The sequence below is a fragment of the Methanoculleus chikugoensis genome (assembly GCF_900095385.1).
Taxonomy (GTDB): domain Archaea; phylum Halobacteriota; class Methanomicrobia; order Methanomicrobiales; family Methanoculleaceae; genus Methanoculleus; species Methanoculleus chikugoensis_A.
This window is the reverse complement of sequence record NZ_FMID01000034.1, coordinates 1-18,811: the sequence shown is the minus strand read 5'-3', so window position 1 is coordinate 18,811 and position 18,811 is coordinate 1. Positions and strand designations below refer to the sequence as shown.

Here is an 18,811-nt window from a genome sequence, read left to right as displayed (position 1 = left end):
TTGTGCTCATCTACGAGGCGGACTGTGTCCGGAGTCTCGATAATCTCAAGTACATCGACAACCTCCAGGAAAACCTCCGGAACGAACGCTACGTCGACCAGGTCTCCGGCGTCGTCGACCTCCTCAAACGGGCGAACGGCGGCACCCTGCCGTCGTCCGGAGCGGAGATCGACGCCATCATCGGGCAGGCCCCGCCGGAGATGGTCGAGAGGATGCTGCCCTCGGATCTGATGACGAACAGCCTCATCAACCTTGAAGCGGGCGTCACCATGGACACCCAGAAGCAGGTTCTCAATAACATCAGGTCCGTCATCGCCATATCGGAGCCCCCACCGGGCCTCACGGTCACCGTTTCCGGAAACCCGGCGTTCGCACAGGAGATGGGCGAGGCGATGGGATCCGAGACGGGCCTGCTGATTCTCGTGGCCATGATCCTGATGGTTCTCGCAGTGACGTTCCTCTTCTCCCACGTCCGCTACCGCCTTCTCCCGGTCGGGATCGTGGCCGTCGGGCTCATCATGACCTTCGGGTTCATGGGCCTCTTCGGAATTCCCATCAGCATGGTGGTGGTCGGGGCGTTCCCGGTCCTGATCGGGATCGGGATCGACTACGCGATCCAGCTCCACGCCCGGTTCGACGAGGAGATCCGGAGCAAAACAATTGCAGAGGCCGTACGGGCCACCATCACCCAGATGGGCCCCTCGGTCCTGATCGCGATGTCGGCAACGGCGCTCGGGTTCATCGCGATGTTCTTTGCCCCGGTACCGATGGTGGCCGACTTCGGGATGGTCTGCACCATCGGGGTCGTCTCCTGCTACATCGCGGCGCTGATCATCGTCCCGGCGTTTGCGATCCTCACGAACTACCGGCCGAAGAAGGAGGCGCCGGCATCCGGCGCCCCGGAGAACGGGCTCTCCCTCCTCGAGCGGTATGACCGTCTCCTCGGGCGGCTCGCCTACACCGTCGCAAAATACCCGCTCCCGGTCATCCTGCTCTTTGCAGTCGTCGCGGCAGGGGGCTTCTACCTCGACCAGAGCGTCCCCATCAGCGCGGACGAAAAAACCTTCGTCCCCGACGATATGCCGGCCCTCCAGAACCTGGAGAAGGTCACCCGGACAATGGGCCAGATAAGCACCATCCCGGTCATCGTGAATGCGGACGACGTCCTCTCCCCGGAGACGCTTGCCTGGATAGATCAGTTCGGGGTCTACGAGCAGGAGCATAACGACAAGATCACCGGGGTGACGAGCATCGCAACCCTGATCCGGGAGTACAACGGTGGCGTGCTCCCCTCGACCGAGAGAGAAGTCGACAACGTTACTGCCCGGATCCCGGAGGAGAGCCTGCAGCGCTACCTCAACGGGAACCTGGAGGCGGTGCTCGAGTTCTCGACGGTCGATATGGAGATGAGCGTCGCACGTGACCTCGTCGGGAGGATACAGGGCGACGTCGCATGGAACAACCCGCCGGCCGGCGTGACGGTAAAGATCACCGGCAGCATGGAGATGTTCGCCGCCGTCATGGACGACATCGATGAGTCCAGGGTGTATATGACCGTGCTCGGGTTTGCCTTCATCTTCGGGTTCCTGGTTCTCGTCTATCGGAAGTTCTCGGCCGTCTCGCCGGTCATCCCGATCGTCTTCATCGTGGGGTGGAACGGTGCGATCATGTACCTCCTCGGCCTGGACTACACGCCGCTGACCGCCGTCCTCGGGTCGATGACGATCGGCGTCGCGTCCGAGTACACCATCCTGATTATGGAGCGGTGCGAGGAGGAACTCGCCCGGGGCATGGAGTTCCTCGACGCCGTCCAGACCGCCGTCCAGAAGATCGGGACGGCCATCACGGTCTCCGGGTTGACGACGGTCTTCGGGTTCTCGGCGCTCACCTTCTCGACGTTCAACATCATCAGCAACTTCGGGATCGTGACGGTCATATCGGTAGGATTCTCACTCGTGGGCGCAATCGTCGTCATGCCGGCGATTCTTGCGCTGACGTACCGCCTCAGCGGCCGGTCCCGGGCCATAGCGGCGGCCGGAATGACAGAGTAACCTCTCCGCCACTTTTTTTTGATTCGTCGTACTTCGCACCTGGCGGTGCTCAAACTCCAGCCCGGCGCACTCAGGGGTGCTCAACCTTGCTGACGTTCGCACGCTCCCGGCAGCGGTCTTCCCGCGCTCCCCGGACAGCGGGCGTATTAAGATTTATATAGTACCTCCTATATCCTTCCCCCGGTGATATACCGTGGCAAATGGAGACCTCACGGCGCAAGTTCTGGCGCCATTTGAGCCGGTTGAAGAACTGGCCCGTAATGTTATTCTCTTTCTCCCGAACCTTTTAGCAGCGATCGTCATCCTGATCATCGGCTGGATCCTCGGACGCATCCTCGGCAGGGTCGTTGCCGAAGTCCTCGACCGGATCGGCGTCGACGATGCGCTGCGGAAGACGTCGGTCGGCCAGCAGATCGAACGATCCACGATGAACATCAGCCATCTCTTCGACCTCATCGTCCGCTGGTTCATCTACCTCATCGCGATCCTCGCGGCAGTCAGCGTTCTCCAGATTCCGGCCCTGACAGCGGCGGTCGCGGCCATCGTAGCCTATATCCCGAACGTCGTCGCGTTCATCCTGATCCTCGTCATCGGGATCATCCTGATTGACTGGCTGATGGACATCCTCCAGAATATGGGGGAGGTGCAGAGCATCCAGGGCTTCGGGTTTATCACGATACTGCTGCGGGCGTTCCTCTACTTCGTCGTCGCCATCCTCGCACTTCAGCAGCTCCTGATCGACCTCTCGATCATCTACGTCTTCGTCGTCCCGATAGCCTGGGGAGTCGGGCTCGGCCTCGGTGCGGCGATCGCCATCATCGTCGGGCTCGGCCTCCGAGACCGGGCGCCGGAGATGATGGACCAGTTGATGGGTAGAGTGAGAAGAGAATAATCATTCTGGGTTGGCGGGCTTACAGCCCGCCGTACTTCCGGACGTGCTCGCCGGCCCGGCGGTGACGCAGGTTTTCGCCGCCGGCGGGGGCACCCCGGCCGTAATGCCGCCGGTCATCCCCCACCGGGCAGACCTTGATGCAGATGCCGCAGGGGGAGATGTGGCGGCGGGCGAGGTCGGCGCTGTTTCGCGCGCAGGCGGCCGTGTCGGTGAGGCCCTGGGGATAATCCTCCTCAACGAGCGCACCCGCGGGGCAGGCCTCGACGCAGAGCATGCACCGGGTGCAGAGGTTCTCCGTGAGCATCGGGTCGGGCGGGAGGTCCGCGGCGGTGAAGACCGAGCCGAACCGGACCCGGGGGCCGTACTCCGGGGTGAGGAGGGTGTTGTTCACGCCGAAGGTCCCGAGCCCCGCAAGGAGGGCGGCGTGACGGTGCGAGAAGAAGGCGACGGGGTTCTTCTGGAGCACCTCGATGCTCCCGTAGCCGTCGCGGGGGACGAAGACCGAAGGGTAGCCGCAGTCGTTAAGGTAAGAGGCGAGCCGGTAGGTGTACTGGTCGAGCAGGGTGTTGACGGTCTTGTAGAGTTCATGGTAGTAGATCGAGGGGGAGGTCTCGAGCACCGGGAGGTGGACGGGAAGACCGATGACGATCACCGACCGGGCCTCGGGGAAGATCGACTGCGGGTAGAACTCCTCCGGCATCCAGGGCCGGAACGGGGGGTTCTCCCACCGTTCCGTGCTCGCGACCCCGGCAAGCGGGATCTCCATCCTCCGGCACCGCTCGAGGACGGCTGCCTTCAGGTCACCGTTCATGGCTATCGATCTCTGGCGGGCTGCCCGGAAAAGCGTTTGCTAGATTGCCCATCCGGCGAGCATGCAGAGGAGGGAGACCGCCCGCGGGTACTGGAAGAACCACGCGACGACGGGGTTCCGTAGAGGGTAATCCCCGGGATCCAGATGACCCGGATGAGCATCAGGGCACCGTAGCGTTTCAGGTAATCGATACTCCGGTCTTTGCATCGATCTTCGACAAAAGTCTCTGGATCGCCCGGGAGCGTTCTGCGAACAGGTCGCAGATCTCGAGGATGCCGATCAGGACGGGCGGCCACCGACGTCAGGAAGAGGGGGACGACGACCGCTGCCGCCTGGAGGAGGGTCGAACCGATAAGGGCAAAGACCACCGCGGGGGAGCGGTATCGCCGGGAGGAAGAGGAGCACGAACGCAACGGCTCGTGCAACCCGGCACCGGCAGGTGCCCGGTGAGAGAGCCTGCCCGCATGCCTCGACGGCGGCAACCCGGACCATATCGCACCTCTGTAGTCCCCCGGGTAAATGAACCTGCGCATCCTCCGGAGGGAGGTATGGCGGTGCAGAAAAGCCAGGTTTTTATCCCGGGCTGACCTACACCCTCGCATATGAGCGAGACAGAAGGTCGCTTTGAAAAGGGGCGGTGGGTCGTCGACCCCGCTCCCGAACCGGAGGAGGAACCGACACCGGCCGCGCCCACCATCGAGAAGCGGATGCAGGAGGCATCGGAGTCGGTCCGGAAGGCGGTCAACGATGTGGTGAGTACCGGCCAGCACCTCTTCGGGACGCCCGAAGGGCACGAGCATATCCAGCAGGCGGCACGGAAGGCCGGCGAGGATCTCGAACGGGCGATCAACTCCTGGGCGGAGTCCGCACGGCGGGCCCTGCAGAGAGAGTAAGGTAGTCCCTGACGCGGGCGACGACCTCGGGGTTTCTCGGCAGCATGGTGTGGCAGTAGAGGTCCGGGTTCCGGGTGAGGTTCGCAGGATCGGCCGGGAGGACAGCCACCTCCGCACCCGGGAGGTGCGAGTCGGAGTGGGGGACGATCCCGTCCCCGGCATACGTCGCCCGCCAGCCGCCGTCGGGAGCGAACTCCCAGGTTCTGCCGCCGAACGCCGGGAAGAACGCCGGGTTCGCGGTGAGGTTCGCGCCGAGGACGATCCGGTAGGCGATGTCGTCACGGGTTCCGGCGCGGCGGAGCGCCGCAATCGTCCTGCTCCGGGGGCGGAACTCCTGAACGATGGTGTCCTCCCCGGGGTCGTAGTCCTCCGGCACGAAGACCCCGATAAGCCGCCGGATCACTTCGGAGCCCCGCTCGGGATCGTTGAAGAGTTCGGCCATGGCCGAGCCGTTGTTCGGGGGGCCGATCCCGACGAGCTGTCGGACCTGCTCCTCCCGTGCATCGCCGTCGAGAACCTCGAGGAGGTAGCGGGCGATGCACGTCCCCATGGAGTGGCAGACGATGTCGACCGGGCCTGCATAGCCGGTCTCCTCACGCTTTTTGTGGATGTAGTCCCGGAGAGCAAGAGCGATCGTCTCCGTTCCGGCGCCCTGCATCGCGGTGTGGTCGAAGTTCCAGAGGGGCACCGCGGCGTCCGAGAGCACGGGAGCAAGACGGTTCCAGATACCGGGATGGCTCCGCCAGCCGTGGACCAGGATGGCCGGGCAGCACGAGTTCATTCACTCATGATCCGACGCCGCCCGCGATGTAGGTTTCGGCGGCGCCGGCAGGCACGTATCGAGGCCGGGCCCGCACGCCGGCTCCTGCCGCATGCCCGTTGATACCTTCCCAACAGCACTGGCAGGATCGTGGGAGCAGTGTCGATCTCAAAAAAAGTGTTGCTCATGGAGTTGTCTGGCAACTCCTGCTGAGAAGAGAGATCTCCTCACACCAGATGAGTTGGATCAGTTCAGCTCAATGCTGTACTTGTACTTCCTGCCGATGTCCCCGTCCAGCGTGAGGCTGACCTTCTTTGTCTCCCCTGAGGGGATGGAGATCACTGTCGATGCCTCGTCCCGGACAAAACCCTTCTCTTCGTCGATCAGTTTCATCGTCACGGTGACGTCGCCGTCGCCCCCGTCGTTCTGTATCACCGCGTTCACGGTATATCCGAGCCCTTTGGAAAGGCTGATATCCGTGACCATGGAGTCCTCCACGACCTTCGGGTTGGGACCGCCAAGCCCCATGCAACCGGCCGTCAGGACGAGCGCTGCAGCCAGACCGAGAATAAGGATTCGCTTATGCATAGTATGCATTGCTCAGGGCGATATAAGAATACGTAGGAACCATCGGGTTATATTCATGGGTTTTAAGCAGAATTTTCGGACAAATACAGCGATAATGGGCAGATGAAACCCCACTTCAACCGCCGGCCACGGTGGCTCACCATCCCCGGTACCTCGACCGCACCCTCTCCGGGAAGATGCTTTGCTGGAAGACCCACTCGAAGTAGCGATCGGTCATCCCGGCGATGAAGTCCCTCGCGAGTTCCTCCGGCGCCGCGGCACCGACATACGCACGGGACGCCCACGGGGCGTTGACGAGATCTTCATAGACCGGCGAATCCTTCCGGCCGTTCTCGATATCCTCTAACGTGCGGCCGAAGAGGTAACGGAACATGAACCGGATCTTTTTCTGGTTCTTTATGAGCCTCTCGTTATTGTAGATGTGCTGCATGTTGAAGTCCTTGAAGGCCGCGACGCACGCCGACGCTTCGGCGGAGAAGGCGATGCAGTCGGCATCGTAACTCCCGGTGATGATGTCGCGGATCAGGGCGTCGAGCACTTTTCGGTTGATATCGGAGAATGCCTCCTTTTTGTGTCCGGCGATACCGAAGAGGTGCATGCAGTTCTCGGGGAAGTCCTCAAGATCATCCTCGCCGATAACCTCGACCTCGAGGGCGTCCGCCAGATCCCGGCCGAGGTAGGAGACGCTGTCGGCGCACCGGACGACGCAGCCCTCGGCGGTGAGGGGGAGGGGGTCGGCCCCGTCCTCGATCTTCCGCAGTTTCCCCGCGAACGAGTCCCAGTCCGCCTCGCCCTCGACCGTGAGAATATGGTTGTTGGCTTCGCCGTTGTGGCAGAGGATCCCGTCCAGCACCTGGAGCGTGAGGTCGCAGTCCTCGACGACGTCGAGGAACCGGACGCTCTGGACGTTGTGCCGGAACCCCCCGAGCCCGTGCTCGGCGCAGAGCTCGTCGAGAAACTTCTCCCCGAGGTGGCCGTAGGGCACGTGGCCGATGTCGTGGCCGAGGGCGATCGCCTCGATCAGGTCCTCGTTCAGGCCGAGAGCCCGCCCGATCGTCCGTGCGATCTTCGAGACGAGCTGGACGTGGAGGACGCGGTGGGTGATGTGGTCGTTCTCGACGAGGTAGAAGACCTGGGTCTTGTCGATGTAGCGCGAGTAGGCCTTCGAGTGGACGATCCGGTCGGCGTCCCGGAAGAACGGCGGTCGGATGACCGGGTCCTCGGGTTTGCGGCCGGAACGCCTGAGGTAAGCGGCGTTCCGGGTCGCCCGGGGCGAGAGGAGGGATTCGCGGTCAGCCATGCTCCGTTCCATACGGTCAAAGATACTCTTCGGGATCTCCATCGGGCGTCCTCCGGCAAGGAGTTCTCGGCCGGGAAAGGGATAGGGTTTTCTCTTCCGGTCAGGCCGGGGGCGGCCGGGAAGGATTCGCGCGTGTTATATTCCGAACAGACGTATCTCCCCGCATGTATCCTGAAGTCATCATCCACAACAGCGTGAGCCTGGATCACGCAGTGAGGGGCTTCGAGGTCGATCTCGGGCTGCACTACGGCGCGCTCCTGGCATTCGAGCCGGGGGCGGTGCTCGCGGGTTCGACCACGGCAAAGACCGGGATCGAACTCTTCATGGAGATCAACGAGACTGAAACTGAGGCGGACCGGCACCGGCCCGCGGTCCTGCCGGACGATCCGCGCCCCGTCAGCGTCATCGTCGACAGCAGGGGCGTGCTAAAAGATCTGCTCCACTTCTACCGGAACATGGAGCACACGAAGGACGTCATCGTCCTCGTCTCGGAGGCGACGCCGGAGGACTACCTCGACTACCTCCGCGAACGGGAGTATCCGTTCATCCGGTGCGGCACGGACCGGGTTGATCTTAAGGGCGCCATACGGGAACTCGGGGAGCGGTTCGGCATCACGCGGGTGGTCTCCGACTCCGGCCCGGACTTGAACGACGTCCTGATCCGGGAGGGGATCGCGGATACGATCAGCCTGATCGTTCATCCGGTCATCGTCGGCGAGGGAGAGAAGAAGCTCTTCGGCCGGGCCGGGGGGCGGACGGCGCTCGAACTCCGGAAAGCCGTGCCGATGGAGCAGGGAACGGTGCACCTGGTCTACGCCAAGAAGTGAGGGATCGGCTGCAGGCCCGGATTACCGCGCTTTGCCGCAGAGGAGGAGCAAAGTCCGGCAGGCGTATACGCTTATATACTGCCGGGGGATACGACGCACGGTGCTTGTATGGTCAACGGTATTGAATCCGGCGCCGGCTTCCCGGAGACGGGCGGTGCCGCGGGCTCGGCACGCTGGTTCGTGCTGCTCCTCGGGATTATCGCGATCCTCTTCGGCGTTCTCTTCTTTGTCTATCCCATTCCGACGCTGACGCTCCTCGCCACCATCCTCGGCATCTACTGGCTGGTGAACGGCGTCGTCGTGCTCCTCAGCCTTTCCAGGGACAAGACCGGATGGGGCTGGAAGATGCTGGTGGGTATCCTCGGTATCCTCGCGGGGGTTGTGGTGCTCATCTACCCGTTCTACAGCGCCGTCCTCGTCCCGACGATCTACGCCATCATCATCGGGGTGGAAGGCCTCGTCATCGGGGCAATCTACCTGGTGCAGGGGGTCTCCGGTGAGGGATGGGGAACGGCGGTCCTCGGCGCCTTGAGCATCATCTTCGGGCTGATCCTGGTGGCCCACCCGTTCATCGCGGCGCTGGCCTTCGTGCTGCTCCTTGCGGGGCTTGCCGTCGCCGGGGGAGTCGCGGCGATCGTCCTTGCTCTCCGGATCCCGGGGTGAACGGGGCTCCGCCCCCACTCCAACCCGATTTCACTCCTTTTTCGCGGCCGCAACGCCGGCCAGAAGTACCCCGATGATGCAGAGGATCAGGCCGAGCGTCCCGGTGCCGAACCCCGTCGGCGCCGATCCGGTGAAGTAGTAGGGCGCTGCCGAGAAGTGCAGGACGAACGCGATGCCGAGGAGAGAGATGGTGATTGCCAGGGTGCCGGTGTCGTTTGCCATAGGCTCTCGGAACAGACATGGGCGGGGATCGGTTATCCGTTTTTTGGCTGTTTGCCGGTTGAGGTTCGGCCCTGCCGGGTCAGATATGGTAGATAACCGTTTCCGGAACGATTCAGAGCAAACGGAGTTTCGAAACGTATATATCCGATTAATTAATCTCTGTACGTGGTCAGACGATGGTAAAACGGTGCCTGCTTCTCTTCGGCGGGAGTATTGATTCCACCACTTGTTTACACGATTTTTTTCTCAGCAGGGTTCACCGTTACGCCTCCGTATACTGATTCCGGATAAAGAACACCTGAAAGGATCCAGAACATATTCATCGACGATTAATTGCAACTGTGGGGAACTTCAATGAGCGGGAAAACCGTAGAAGACTGTGTTAATGAGGTTAACAATTTAGCGGACAAGGCCGGTCTGTCCAGGGAGATCTGCGCCTACCAGTATAGAAAATATAAATGGATCTCGACCAGCCTGTCATTGGCCATTCTGCTGTTCTCGGCATCCATCGCGTTCTTGAGCATCGTAGATCCCGACATCCTGGTTTCGTTGTCGCTTCCCTTCCACAGTCAGCAGGACACGCGAAATGTGATTGCTTTTCTCGGTTTCCTGATATTCGTGATCTCATTCTCCGATAAGATACTGAACCTGACTGTGACCATGAACAGGAACGAACAGGGGGTGAAGATCTTCACGGACTTCATACGGGACTGCCATACGTTCAGGGATGTGGGATCGAAGGACTGCGACGATATTTCGGCCGGCCTGAAACTGGAGTCGATCAAGGAGCAGTACAGTTACCTCAATCAGGTGATGTCCTCCAACACGCTCTTCAGCAAAACCTTCCTGAAAGTTAAAAAATCGTATAAGATGAAGACGCGGGTGAGCAGGATGCTCGACGGGGATCCCAATATCAGTATCAATAAGTATTACCGGATGAGGATCTGGGAGTGGCTGTTCTGAAAAGCCCGGTATGATGTGTAGAAAGGCAAAGTTCCCATTTTGAACAGGAATCGGCGTCACCCTCCCTCGCCCCCGTCCAGCCGGATGCGGCAGAGCAGCGGAACACCTCAACATTTATCATTCAGCTCCCCCAAGATACCCGTACAGGCGAGAGAACGGCAGGAGGTGGTGAGCGGTGATCAATATCAAGCGGCAATACATCGTAACCGACAACGACAGGAAGATCGGGGTCGTTCTTGACATTGAAACCTTCGAGAAGATCGAAGAACTCCTCGAAGACTGCGGGCTCGCGCTCTCGATGGAAGAGGTCGAGGAGGAAGAAACCCTCTCGCAGAGCGAGGCGCAACGATGCTATGCGCAGATGAAGAAGCGATAGCATGGTCCTTTGCCGTTATAAGAAGACATTTTTGAAGGATCTGGCAAGGGTCCACCCGGACTATCGGGAGAGGATCGAGGTGCTGGTGTTCGAGAAGATCCCGGCATCGGAAAACCTCTTTGCAGATTTTGATCTTCGAAAGATCCGGGGTTACCAGGACTATTACCGGATTCGCGTGGGACAATACCGGATAGGTTGTCGGATACAGAATGGAGTTCTCACATTCTACCGGGTGAAGAGCCGCGAAGAGATCTATAGTGTCTTTCCCTGAGGGGCCAAAGACTCTGGGGCCGATAACGGTCTGCCCGCCAGCCGGAGAACACCGGTTTCACCCCTGCTTCACGGCGGCGAAGCGGGCGAAGAGCACCCGAAAACGCAGAGGATCCAGTCGAGCGTCCCGGTATCGAACCCCGTCGATGGAGCCAATGAGGCAGTAACTAGTCACCGGGAGGTGCAGCACGATTCAGCGCAAAAATTGGTTTCCTGATTACAGACACCAGACCCAGAAATTGTTTGCGCCAGTGTACGAGGCATGTATATGCTGTTGATGCTTCTACTGAAGCGTAATCTCCGTTATAGAAAGGACTATATATGCCCAAGAGTAGAGAGTGCCCCACTGAGGGATATAAATGGAGTTAACTGATGTTCGAATTTATGGTATTCCGCTTGAGGAGTTAACAGACGCGAAACTGGGATTAAGCTTTGAATCTGATGAAACTAGTAAGCTATATGGCATACTCTATTGTGGTTTTAAAACTCCTTTTAATGAGGTTTTCCAACCCACTAATCGCCTTTGGTACTTAAATAAAGTTGACGTTAAAAACACAGGTGTTATTGATAACTTAAAATTTGATGAGAATGCAGTAAATTATTACGACATTAATATTAATACAACGGTTCTTGAAAAATTCTACCAAGAAGTGCAACTTATAGCTGAACTCAGCGCAAAAGCAAATATATTTGCAAGAAAGGTGGCCATTACTCCAGAGAGTTATGTTGATGATGACTGGGCAAAAAATAAGACACGTGAAGAACTTGAGACCATGGTGATGCAATTTACCGAATCTGAAAAGTGTGCAAACATTCCAGCCCCTCCACCACATCCATCTCCTCACCCGACTTTATATCATACCGTTAAGCCAACACGAGTTTTCCCATTTTTTGTCGTAAGTGATAGTTATGGTGGAGATTCCGATTATCATTAATTAGAATATTTTTCAATAATATGAGGGATGACTTATTATTTTAATCATTAGCGACAAAAATGATATCCAAATCTATTGGGTAACATATTATTTCAAAAAATGGGGAGTATCATACACCCAATTTAACGTAGCAGAGTATCCACTTCATGTAAAACATACCTCATTATGGAGTAAAGCCGGTTTTAAGGAATTTTTAACCAATTCCGACCAACAGTTCATTGATTGCTCTGAAATAAAATCAGTCTGGTACAGAAAACCAGACACTCCAAAATTGCCATCCATTCTATCTCAATATGAGCGAGAATACGGATATAATGAATGCCGTCAGGATCTACATGGTCTTTATAATTATTTGCAGGATCGATTTTGGATTAGCCCTATCGAAAATCTCCGACGAGCAAGTAACAAACCTTTACAACTAAGGTTAGCTTCGAAATTAGGTTTGCCTATTCCCGCAACGATCACTACAAATGATCCTGAAGAAGCTTGGAAATTTTACATCAGCCATGGAAGTAAAGTAGTTTATAAGACACTATCTGATGGTTTACTGGCATCAGGTAAGGATCCGTGGGATCGACAATTTGTCTTGGGAGAAGTATATACCACACCTCTAGAGAATTATAAACGAACTGATTTCGAAGAAGTTGTAAATTGTCCATGCCTATTTCAAGAATATATCCCAAAGGAGATAGAGATCCGAGTAACCATAGTAAAAGATCAAGTTTTTACTGCCGAAATTCATTCACAAGAGAGTCCTGCTACTATATATGATTGGCGTCGAGGTGGGGATTTGAATAACATTATTCACCGAATACATCGATTGCCATCTGACATATCAGAAAAATGCATTTCGTTGGTTGAGCGATTGGGATTAAATTTTGGTGCAATCGATATGATTCTTACTCCTAGTGGAGAGTATGTTTTTTTAGAAATTAATCCAAATGGTCAATATGGATGGATTGAAGTACGGACGGGGTTAAACATCAGTGAAGCAATAGCAAAAGCATTAGTAGATGGTGGAAAGGAATAATTATCGTCTAACGCCTGTTGTTAATACAAGATAAAATATGCGGCAGCAGGCCCTTTTTGCGCGGATCAAATTATTCTTCAATTATTGAAGTTCAAGAAACTAAGATTTTTAAACTTTTTGAATAAAATCTGGCGATTCGCAATGGATGCCCCGCGCCCGGCTCGCATCGTTGGCTCTGCTAGGCATGCTTATGGCTGTCTTCCGAACGGACGTAAATGGTTCAGTAGTACTTTAAACCTGTCATTTCCGGCCGAACCGCTGAAAAAATCACCCATAGAAGCCCTCAGATGACGGATCTCTAAAAAAACCAGGTAAATCCAAGCAATCGTGTTGGTGTGGTACTATCCAAGGAATCGGTGCCAGTTGACCGGAATGGAGAGGGTCTTGTTGATCTTGGCGAGACGAACCCCTGCGATGCTTGCAGTTCGATAACGAACTCGTTAATGTGGTCAATATCGTCGTTGAGAGTCCAATCTTCATCGATCGCGTTATTGATGGCTCGTTCCGCATAGACTTCTTTGATCAGGCGAAAATCCCTGTAAGATTGTCGCAGAACGTTTCCTGTATTGATTATTGTGCGACTAAGTTCAGTATGCATTGTGGTCGGAAAACACATTATATGGATTGTCCAAAGGAATTAAACATGGATAAGATAAGCCGCTGGAGGGATTCGAACCCCCGGCCTGCTGATTACGAATCAGCCGCTATACCACTAAGCCACAGCGGCAACTGCCTTAGAATATTGCACCTCCGCAATTAAAAAGGTATCACCTGCCGGGGGCCCGCCGGCCCGGTCCCGCTCAGGAGTACCCCCGGATGGTGACGTTGCTCTCCTGCTGCGCAGCGGCCTCCGGGGAGGTGATCTTGCCGAACTTCTGCTCGTAATCGGCGACGCTCTTCGCGAGCACCTCGACCAGGTTCTTCGCATGCCGGGGGCTGATCGAGACGATTGCCTTCCCCCGCGCCTGGTTCATGCCGGGGATCTCGTGCAGGAAGAGGAACGTGAACTCGTCCTCCTTGTAGGCGATCTGGATGCGGTTGGAGTAGACCGGGTCGAGATTGCCGGGTATGTTGACCGATATCTCGCGGTTTGCCATACCCATCTTCTGTGACCCGCTCCGGCATAAGAGTTGGTCTTCCCCGGTCAGGGAACCGGTGCGGAGCATACCCCGCTAAATAGCGGGAGGACGTAATTCCTGTCAAACGGAACCCTGTGCATGACCGACTACATCCCGGTATCCGGCGTCGTCGCTTGCCACACCTGCCCCCGGCGCTACTACTTCGAGCGCTCGGAGGAGCACGAAGAGTCGCCGCGCTACACCGTCTGCAAACAGGTCTCGACGCACCTCGGAGAACTCCTGGAACCGGAGCAGATCTGGCAGGAGATCCTCTGCGTCCTCCCCGAAGCAGGGGAAGAAGCCCGGGAACTCTTCGACGAGTGCATAGCCGCCTGCAGCGAGACCAAATGGCAGCGGCCCGTCCAGGTCGACCTCGCCGTCGAGTCCGACACCCTCGGCATCCGGGGGAGAGTCGATAAGGTCTTCGAGGATGGCACCTTCGCCGTCGCCCGGTCGAGCACCGCGCCGAAGGCCGGGGTCTACACCACCGACCGGCTCCGGGTCGCCTGTTATATAGCCTGCCTCAACGAGACCCTCGGCCACCCCGTCGCCGGCGGCTACGTCGAGTACGTCGCGAACGGCGTCTGCCGCTACGTCGAGCCCCAGCCCCGGGACCGGCGGGAGATGATTAAGGCGATCCGGGCGGCAAAACGGGTGGTCGCGGGCGAACTCCCGCCACGGCCCCTCAGGGCTCCCTGCGAGGGCTGCCCGCACCTCGAACGGTGCACCGCCGGGCCGCGGCGGCTCTCCGACCTCTTCTGAAAATAGCCAAACTTCGAAGGGTGCAAAGACAGAGACTTTGGAGTTCTGATCCTGATATCTTCTCACGCGAAGGATACGAAGCCGGAAAGGGGTGTCATTCTCATCTACCATCCTACTCGCGCTCTTCGCGGCTCCCACCTCCGGTGCTCCAACTCCGCTCTTACAGAGCGTCGTTCTTCGCGTGAGGCAGAGTACAGGGACAGAAACAAGGTCTCACGCGAAGCCGCGAAGGGAAACGCCAATTGCCACATGCGCCTCGCGTTCTTCGCGTGAGTCAGCAGTGCCCGGTCAGGCAGGAGCGTATCACTACCCGGCGTTCTCGAGCAGCGTCTCCGAGACGATGTACTCGCCCTTCGCCTCGCGGGTCGTCCCGACGATCAGCCACCGCTCGTCGCCGTGCTCCTCCACGACACCCTTCGCCTCGATGACCTCCCCCACGAGCGCCTGGCCCGAGTAGGTGTGGGTGAAGGAGAGCACCCGCGAGATCTCGTCGTGGTCCACCGCGTAGACCGCCGGGCTGTCGAAGGAGAGCGACGCGTCCGTGACCGTCGCCTCGACCGTCGCCCGACCGATCACCTTCCCCACGCCGGCCGGAACCGCGTCCAGGTTCCCGTAGGCGCGGGTGTAGAGGAGGTCGAAGTAGGTTCCCTCGAACTCGCCCCGGTTCCACTTCCGCTGCTCATGCAGGACGAAGGCGTCGAACGATATCTCGGGCACCCTTTTATCGTAGACCTTCCGCCACATCGTGGTGCTCATCGAGGGGATCACCCCCCTCCCCACGAGGTCGCGGAGCCGGCGCTGCGCGACGAACCAGGCGTCGCCGTAGACCACCAGGTCGATGTCCGACGCTTCGTTCTCGAGGCCGCAGAGGAGCGAACCCGTGCACCCGAACGAGCCCGCCGGGAGGGAGAGGCGAGCGAGGAGCCGCGCCACCCGGACGTTCCGGGCCGCCACACCGGCGATCTCCTCCTCGGGCTTATAGACCCGGACCACGTCGCAGTAGGGCACCCGGTGGACAGTGTCCAGGTACTCCGGCCTGTGTGCCCGGATCCAGTCGAAAGACTCGACAAAATCGTATTTGTGATACCGTCGGCCGGCACGGTTCGTCCGCTCCCCGGCCGCGTCGGGGACATAGCGGAGGATGCACCCGATCCGCCCGGCGTTGTCGTAGTTCGAGACCGCATAGAGGCATCCCTCGCGGTCCTCGATGAAGTCACGGAGTCGTACCGATTGCATGAATCACCCCGGGGTCTCCAGGAACGCTTCAACCGCTTCCCATTCCGCGCCCTTGCGCAGGATGCGCCGGGCGGTGAGATCCACCACCGTGCTCGGCGTCCCCGAGAGTTCCCCGCCGTCGACCAGGTAGTCGTGGGGGACGGAGACCTCCTCGGGACGGGTCGGCGGGATGTCGTCGGAGATGTTCGCGCTGGTGGACGTGATCGGCGTATCGAGCCGCGAGATGATAGCAAGGGCGATCTCGTGGTCGGGCCACCGGACCCCGATAAGCCCGGTTCCTCCCGTGAGAATCTCCGGGAGGCAGGACTTCGCCGGGAGAACCACCGTCACCGGGCCGGGCAGGAACCGCTCGATGAACGCCCGGGCGGCGTCGTCCACCACCGCGACGGCGTCGAGCATCTCCATATCCGAGACCGCGACCGATATCGGTTTACTCACCGGCCGGTTCTTGGCCTCGTAGACCCGCATCACCGCGTCCTCCGAGAGGGCGTCCGCCCCGAGACCGTAGACCGTCTCGGTGGGGTAGACGACGAGCCCGTCGCGCGAGAGCACCCGGACGGCCATATCGATCGGATCCATCAGAACTCGCGCCCCCGCACGCGGTTGATATCGAAGACGGCCTTGCCGCTGACGTGCATCACAGCAAAGACCCCGGCCTGGATCGGGTCGGTCACGATCAGGTCGGCATGGGCAGGAACGCTCCCCGCCATCTTGAGGGCGATCACCGGGATGCCCGCCGCCTTGACCCGATCCACCGCCCGCGAGACCTCGCCGCCCATCAGCGACCCGGCGAGCACCAGGATCGACGCCCGGGGGAGTCGCGCCACCGCGTCGACGGCGAGTGAGAGGTTCTGCTCCCCGACGAGCGGGATCGTGTCCACCGATATCCGCTCGCCGCGGATGTTGTGCCGATCCGCCTCGTTCACGGCGCCCATCGCCACCTGCGCCACCTGCGCGCCGCCGCCGATGATGATCACCCGTGACCCAAATATCCGGGAGAACGGCGGGTAGATGGTGACGTCGGCGACGGACGGCACCCGTGCCAGATCGGCGACGAGCTCGCCGTGGTTCCCGCACTCCTCGAACTCGAAGTAGAGGTAGGCCTTCCCGATGTTCGGGCCGGTGGCGATGATCGACTGCTGGATCATCTGGATGTTTGCCCGGTAATCCGCCATCACCGTGGCCACGTCGCGCAGCACGCCGGCCCGGTTCTCGGTGATGATCGAGAGGGCATACATTTCGGTATCGGTGGTCATGACCCTCCCCGGCAGGAGAACGAAACGTCCTCCGATCGTTTCACGAACAGGGTATTTTTCGTCATATTCGCGTTAAAGGATAGATTTTGGTCTCTAAGGGTTATAGGTTTTCGGTGCCCCGGGTGTCCGCCTTCTCCCGCGCCGCAAGGGCCGCCGCAAGAAGACCGAGAGGAATATTGAGGAAGTAGAGGATCAGCCGCCAGAGAACGACGAAGAGGCCGAGGAGGTAGGTGGGCACGATCCGGCTGTACAGCGTGGCGGCGCCGAGCTCCGCGATCCCGGCCGCGCCGGGGATGAGCGGGACGGCCGCGATCATCTGGAGGATGCCCTGGAAGAGGAACGACTCGGGAAAAGACGGCGGGAGATCGAGAGCGACGAGCAGCGCCGACGCCGTGGAGAAGAGCAAGACCCAGTCGAGGATGCTCGCCAGGATCGCGCCGCCAAGCGCCCGGGGATCGGCTCTCGCAAACCGGGAAGCACTCGCGGCAAAGATCTCGGTCTCACGGGAAATCCGCTCCGCGAGTCTCTCCGCACCGTCTGAGCCCGGGCGGAGCCGGAGCCGGCTCCGGCCGCACCGGTCGAGCACCCGGACGGCAACGCCGCCGATGATCCGGTTCGCGAGGGAGGGGCGGCGGACCAGGACGACGAGCGCGAGCAGAAGAACGAGGACAAGGACAAGGAAGGCCGCCACCGGGTAGAGGACGGTCGCGGCGAGGTAGCCCCAGAGATGCCGGACGGCAAGAAAGGCTGCGAAGGTGAGTGAGGCAAAGACCGCGAGGTCGAGCACCCGCTCCACGACGACGACGGTGACGGCGTCCCCGACGGCGAGCCCGGCACGTGAGAGCCGGTGGATCCGGACGGGTTCGCCGCCTACCTGGCCGGGGGTGAACGAGCCGGCGAAGAGCGAGAGGCTCTGGGTGATCGCGAGGCTCGATAACGGCACGGTGTAGTCGAGGCCGCGGCAGATGACGCCGATCCGGACTATCCGGCACAAGATCGATCCGGCCCGGAGCGCGAGGGCGAGGAGGAGGGCGACGCCGCCGACCTCCCCGAGGTAGGCCCTTGTTGCCGGGGTGAAGGTCGCCGCGAGCAGCCCGATGAGAGCCGCGCTGCTGAGGAGGAGCGAGAGCGCGATCCAGCGCAAGTTCTTCATGCCGGTCCCCCTCTCCGGCGGCTCCTTATCCAGTGGTGCACCACAAGAGAGGGTAGGTGACGGGAGGTCGTGATTATGGTTCCCCCGGGGTTTTGGATCCGGCAGTTCCTCCTCCGGGCCGGTAACAACCGGGGGCGAGGGGAGGACACCTCAGGCCGTCAGAGAGGATTTATGGGCGATAAACGACAGATCACCATCGATGGACGGCAGACACCGTGCAGCCTACACCGTGATCATCCTCTTCGGCATCGTGAGCCTCTTTGGGGATATCATCTACGAAGGGGCGCGGAGCGTCTCCGGACCCTACCTCTACATCCTCGGCGCCGGCGCTCTCGCCGTCGGGGTGGTCGCGGGGCTCGGTGAGTTCCTCGGCTACGCCCTGCGCCTGGTCTCCGGGTACCTGGCCGACACCACGCGGCACTACTGGGCGATCACGTTCATCGGCTACGGGATGCTCGCCGCGGTCCCGCTCCTCGCGCTTGCCGGGTCCTGGGAGGGCGCCGCGCTTCTCCTCATCCTCGAACGGGTGGGGAAGGGTATCAGGGTGCCGGCACGGGACGCCATCCTTGCGAATGCCACGGCGACGGTCGGCCGGGGTTGGGGGTTTGCCGTGCATGAGGCCCTCGACCAGGTCGGAGCGGTCATCGGGCCCCTGATCTTTACCGCCATCTTCCTTGCGCAGGGAGACTACCGGAGCGGGTTTGC

Annotated in this window: 23 protein-coding genes, 1 tRNA gene and 1 pseudogene; 13 read left to right on the top strand and 12 right to left on the bottom strand. The window is 59.7% G+C overall.

Annotated elements, in window-relative coordinates; translation table 11 throughout:
• The coding region (locus L21_RS07095; RefSeq protein WP_074369790.1) for an efflux RND transporter permease subunit at positions 1 to 2,051 on the top strand (2,051 nt) is incomplete at its 5' end.
• A gap of 193 nt (positions 2,052 to 2,244) precedes the next feature.
• Positions 2,245 to 2,943 (top strand): mechanosensitive ion channel family protein, encoded by a 699-nt coding sequence (locus L21_RS07090; protein WP_074369789.1) that lies wholly within the window; start codon positions 2,245 to 2,247, stop codon positions 2,941 to 2,943.
• 19 nt (positions 2,944 to 2,962) lie between these two features.
• Here L21_RS07090 and L21_RS07085 read toward each other — a convergent pair whose 3' ends face one another.
• Both L21_RS07085 and L21_RS13825 read right to left on the bottom strand, forming a co-directional pair.
• Complete coding sequence (locus L21_RS07085; RefSeq protein ID WP_074369788.1) at positions 2,963 to 3,754, bottom strand: 4Fe-4S binding protein; 792 nt, start codon at positions 3,752 to 3,754, stop codon at positions 2,963 to 2,965.
• A 279-nt stretch (positions 3,755 to 4,033) separates the two neighbouring features.
• Positions 4,034 to 4,246 carry a hypothetical protein gene (locus L21_RS13825; protein WP_143727235.1) on the bottom strand — a complete coding sequence of 71 codons (213 nt, stop codon included), beginning with the start codon at positions 4,244 to 4,246 and terminating at the stop codon, positions 4,034 to 4,036.
• Positions 4,247 to 4,356: 110 nt separating this feature from the next.
• On the opposite strand from L21_RS13825, the gene L21_RS07080 reads away from it, so the two are divergent.
• Positions 4,357 to 4,647, top strand: a complete 291-nt coding sequence (locus L21_RS07080) for a hypothetical protein (protein ID WP_074369787.1) — start codon at positions 4,357 to 4,359, stop codon at positions 4,645 to 4,647.
• Here the strand turns inward: L21_RS07080 and L21_RS07075 are convergent.
• From L21_RS07075 to L21_RS07065, 3 genes are all read right to left on the bottom strand, one after another.
• Complete coding sequence (locus L21_RS07075; RefSeq protein ID WP_074369786.1) at positions 4,601 to 5,428, bottom strand: esterase/lipase family protein; 828 nt, start codon at positions 5,426 to 5,428, stop codon at positions 4,601 to 4,603. The genes L21_RS07080 and L21_RS07075 overlap by 47 nt on opposite strands.
• Positions 5,429 to 5,653: 225 nt before the next feature.
• Positions 5,654 to 5,995, bottom strand: a complete 342-nt coding sequence (locus tag L21_RS07070; protein WP_074369785.1) for a hypothetical protein — start codon at positions 5,993 to 5,995, stop codon at positions 5,654 to 5,656.
• Positions 5,996 to 6,131: 136 nt separating this feature from the next.
• On the bottom strand, positions 6,132 to 7,337 hold the full coding sequence (locus tag L21_RS07065) for a deoxyguanosinetriphosphate triphosphohydrolase family protein (RefSeq protein WP_074369784.1): 1,206 nt from the start codon (positions 7,335 to 7,337) through the stop codon (positions 6,132 to 6,134).
• A 122-nt stretch (positions 7,338 to 7,459) separates the two neighbouring features.
• On the opposite strand from L21_RS07065, the gene L21_RS07060 reads away from it, so the two are divergent.
• Together L21_RS07060 and L21_RS07055 are read left to right on the top strand one after the other, a co-directional pair.
• The gene (locus L21_RS07060; protein ID WP_074369783.1) at positions 7,460 to 8,122 is read left to right on the top strand and encodes a dihydrofolate reductase family protein; all 663 of its coding nucleotides are present in this window, start codon (positions 7,460 to 7,462) and stop codon (positions 8,120 to 8,122) included.
• A 108-nt stretch (positions 8,123 to 8,230) separates the two neighbouring features.
• The gene (locus L21_RS07055) at positions 8,231 to 8,785 is read left to right on the top strand and encodes an HdeD family acid-resistance protein (RefSeq protein ID WP_074369782.1); all 555 of its coding nucleotides are present in this window, start codon (positions 8,231 to 8,233) and stop codon (positions 8,783 to 8,785) included.
• A 30-nt stretch (positions 8,786 to 8,815) separates the two neighbouring features.
• Here the strand turns inward: L21_RS07055 and L21_RS07050 are convergent, their stop codons facing one another.
• A complete protein-coding gene (locus tag L21_RS07050; protein WP_074369781.1) occupies positions 8,816 to 9,007 on the bottom strand; it encodes a hypothetical protein in 192 nt (63 codons plus the stop codon).
• Between the two features lie 354 nt (positions 9,008 to 9,361).
• On the opposite strand from L21_RS07050, the gene L21_RS07045 reads away from it, so the two are divergent.
• The 6 genes and pseudogenes from L21_RS07045 (at position 9,362) to L21_RS14090 (ending at position 12,581) form a co-directional block, all read left to right on the top strand.
• Entirely contained in the window at positions 9,362 to 9,970 is a 609-nt protein-coding gene (locus L21_RS07045) for a hypothetical protein (RefSeq protein WP_074369780.1), read from the top strand.
• Between the two features lie 175 nt (positions 9,971 to 10,145).
• Positions 10,146 to 10,346, top strand: a complete 201-nt coding sequence (locus tag L21_RS07040) for a hypothetical protein (protein WP_074369779.1) — start codon at positions 10,146 to 10,148, stop codon at positions 10,344 to 10,346.
• Position 10,347: 1 nt separating this feature from the next.
• On the top strand, positions 10,348 to 10,617 hold the full coding sequence (locus L21_RS07035) for a type II toxin-antitoxin system RelE family toxin (RefSeq protein ID WP_074369778.1): 270 nt from the start codon (positions 10,348 to 10,350) through the stop codon (positions 10,615 to 10,617).
• A 358-nt stretch (positions 10,618 to 10,975) separates the two neighbouring features.
• Positions 10,976 to 11,551 carry a hypothetical protein gene (locus L21_RS13820; RefSeq protein ID WP_143727234.1) on the top strand — a complete coding sequence of 192 codons (576 nt, stop codon included), beginning with the start codon at positions 10,976 to 10,978 and terminating at the stop codon, positions 11,549 to 11,551.
• Positions 11,552 to 11,585: 34 nt separating this feature from the next.
• A pseudogene (locus tag L21_RS14595) lies at positions 11,586 to 11,930 on the top strand (MvdC/MvdD family ATP grasp protein); the annotation flags it as partial.
• Between the two features lie 63 nt (positions 11,931 to 11,993).
• Positions 11,994 to 12,581, top strand: coding sequence for an MvdC/MvdD family ATP grasp protein (locus L21_RS14090; protein ID WP_178377694.1), 588 nt, complete (start codon positions 11,994 to 11,996; stop codon positions 12,579 to 12,581).
• A 655-nt stretch (positions 12,582 to 13,236) separates the two neighbouring features.
• On the opposite strand, the gene L21_RS07030 is transcribed toward L21_RS14090, so the two are convergent.
• Together L21_RS07030 and L21_RS07025 are read right to left on the bottom strand one after the other, a co-directional pair.
• Positions 13,237 to 13,308 (bottom strand) — tRNA-Thr (locus L21_RS07030).
• Positions 13,309 to 13,381: 73 nt separating this feature from the next.
• Positions 13,382 to 13,678 (bottom strand): DUF3467 domain-containing protein, encoded by a 297-nt coding sequence (locus tag L21_RS07025; RefSeq protein WP_074369791.1) that lies wholly within the window; start codon positions 13,676 to 13,678, stop codon positions 13,382 to 13,384.
• A 120-nt stretch (positions 13,679 to 13,798) separates the two neighbouring features.
• Between L21_RS07025 and L21_RS07020 the strand changes: the two genes are divergently transcribed.
• Positions 13,799 to 14,461: a CRISPR-associated protein Cas4 gene (locus L21_RS07020; protein ID WP_074369777.1), complete on the top strand. Its 663-nt coding sequence runs from the start codon at positions 13,799 to 13,801 to the stop codon at positions 14,459 to 14,461.
• A 306-nt stretch (positions 14,462 to 14,767) separates the two neighbouring features.
• On the opposite strand, the gene L21_RS07015 is transcribed toward L21_RS07020, so the two are convergent.
• From L21_RS07015 to L21_RS07000, 4 genes are all read right to left on the bottom strand, one after another.
• Entirely contained in the window at positions 14,768 to 15,697 is a 930-nt protein-coding gene (locus L21_RS07015) for a DNA polymerase subunit beta (protein ID WP_074369776.1), read from the bottom strand.
• A gap of 3 nt (positions 15,698 to 15,700) precedes the next feature.
• Positions 15,701 to 16,276 carry an L-threonylcarbamoyladenylate synthase gene (locus tag L21_RS07010; RefSeq protein WP_074369775.1) on the bottom strand — a complete coding sequence of 192 codons (576 nt, stop codon included), beginning with the start codon at positions 16,274 to 16,276 and terminating at the stop codon, positions 15,701 to 15,703.
• Positions 16,276 to 16,953, bottom strand: a complete 678-nt coding sequence (locus L21_RS07005; protein ID WP_074369774.1) for a DUF5612 domain-containing protein — start codon at positions 16,951 to 16,953, stop codon at positions 16,276 to 16,278. Before L21_RS07005 ends, L21_RS07010 begins: the two co-directional genes overlap by 1 nt.
• A 100-nt stretch (positions 16,954 to 17,053) precedes the next feature.
• On the bottom strand, positions 17,054 to 18,106 hold the full coding sequence (locus tag L21_RS07000; RefSeq protein ID WP_074369773.1) for a lysylphosphatidylglycerol synthase transmembrane domain-containing protein: 1,053 nt from the start codon (positions 18,104 to 18,106) through the stop codon (positions 17,054 to 17,056).
• Positions 18,107 to 18,305: 199 nt separating this feature from the next.
• On the opposite strand from L21_RS07000, the gene L21_RS06995 reads away from it, so the two are divergent.
• A partial coding sequence (locus tag L21_RS06995; RefSeq protein WP_143727232.1) for an MFS transporter occupies positions 18,306 to 18,811 on the top strand: 506 nt, incomplete at its 3' end.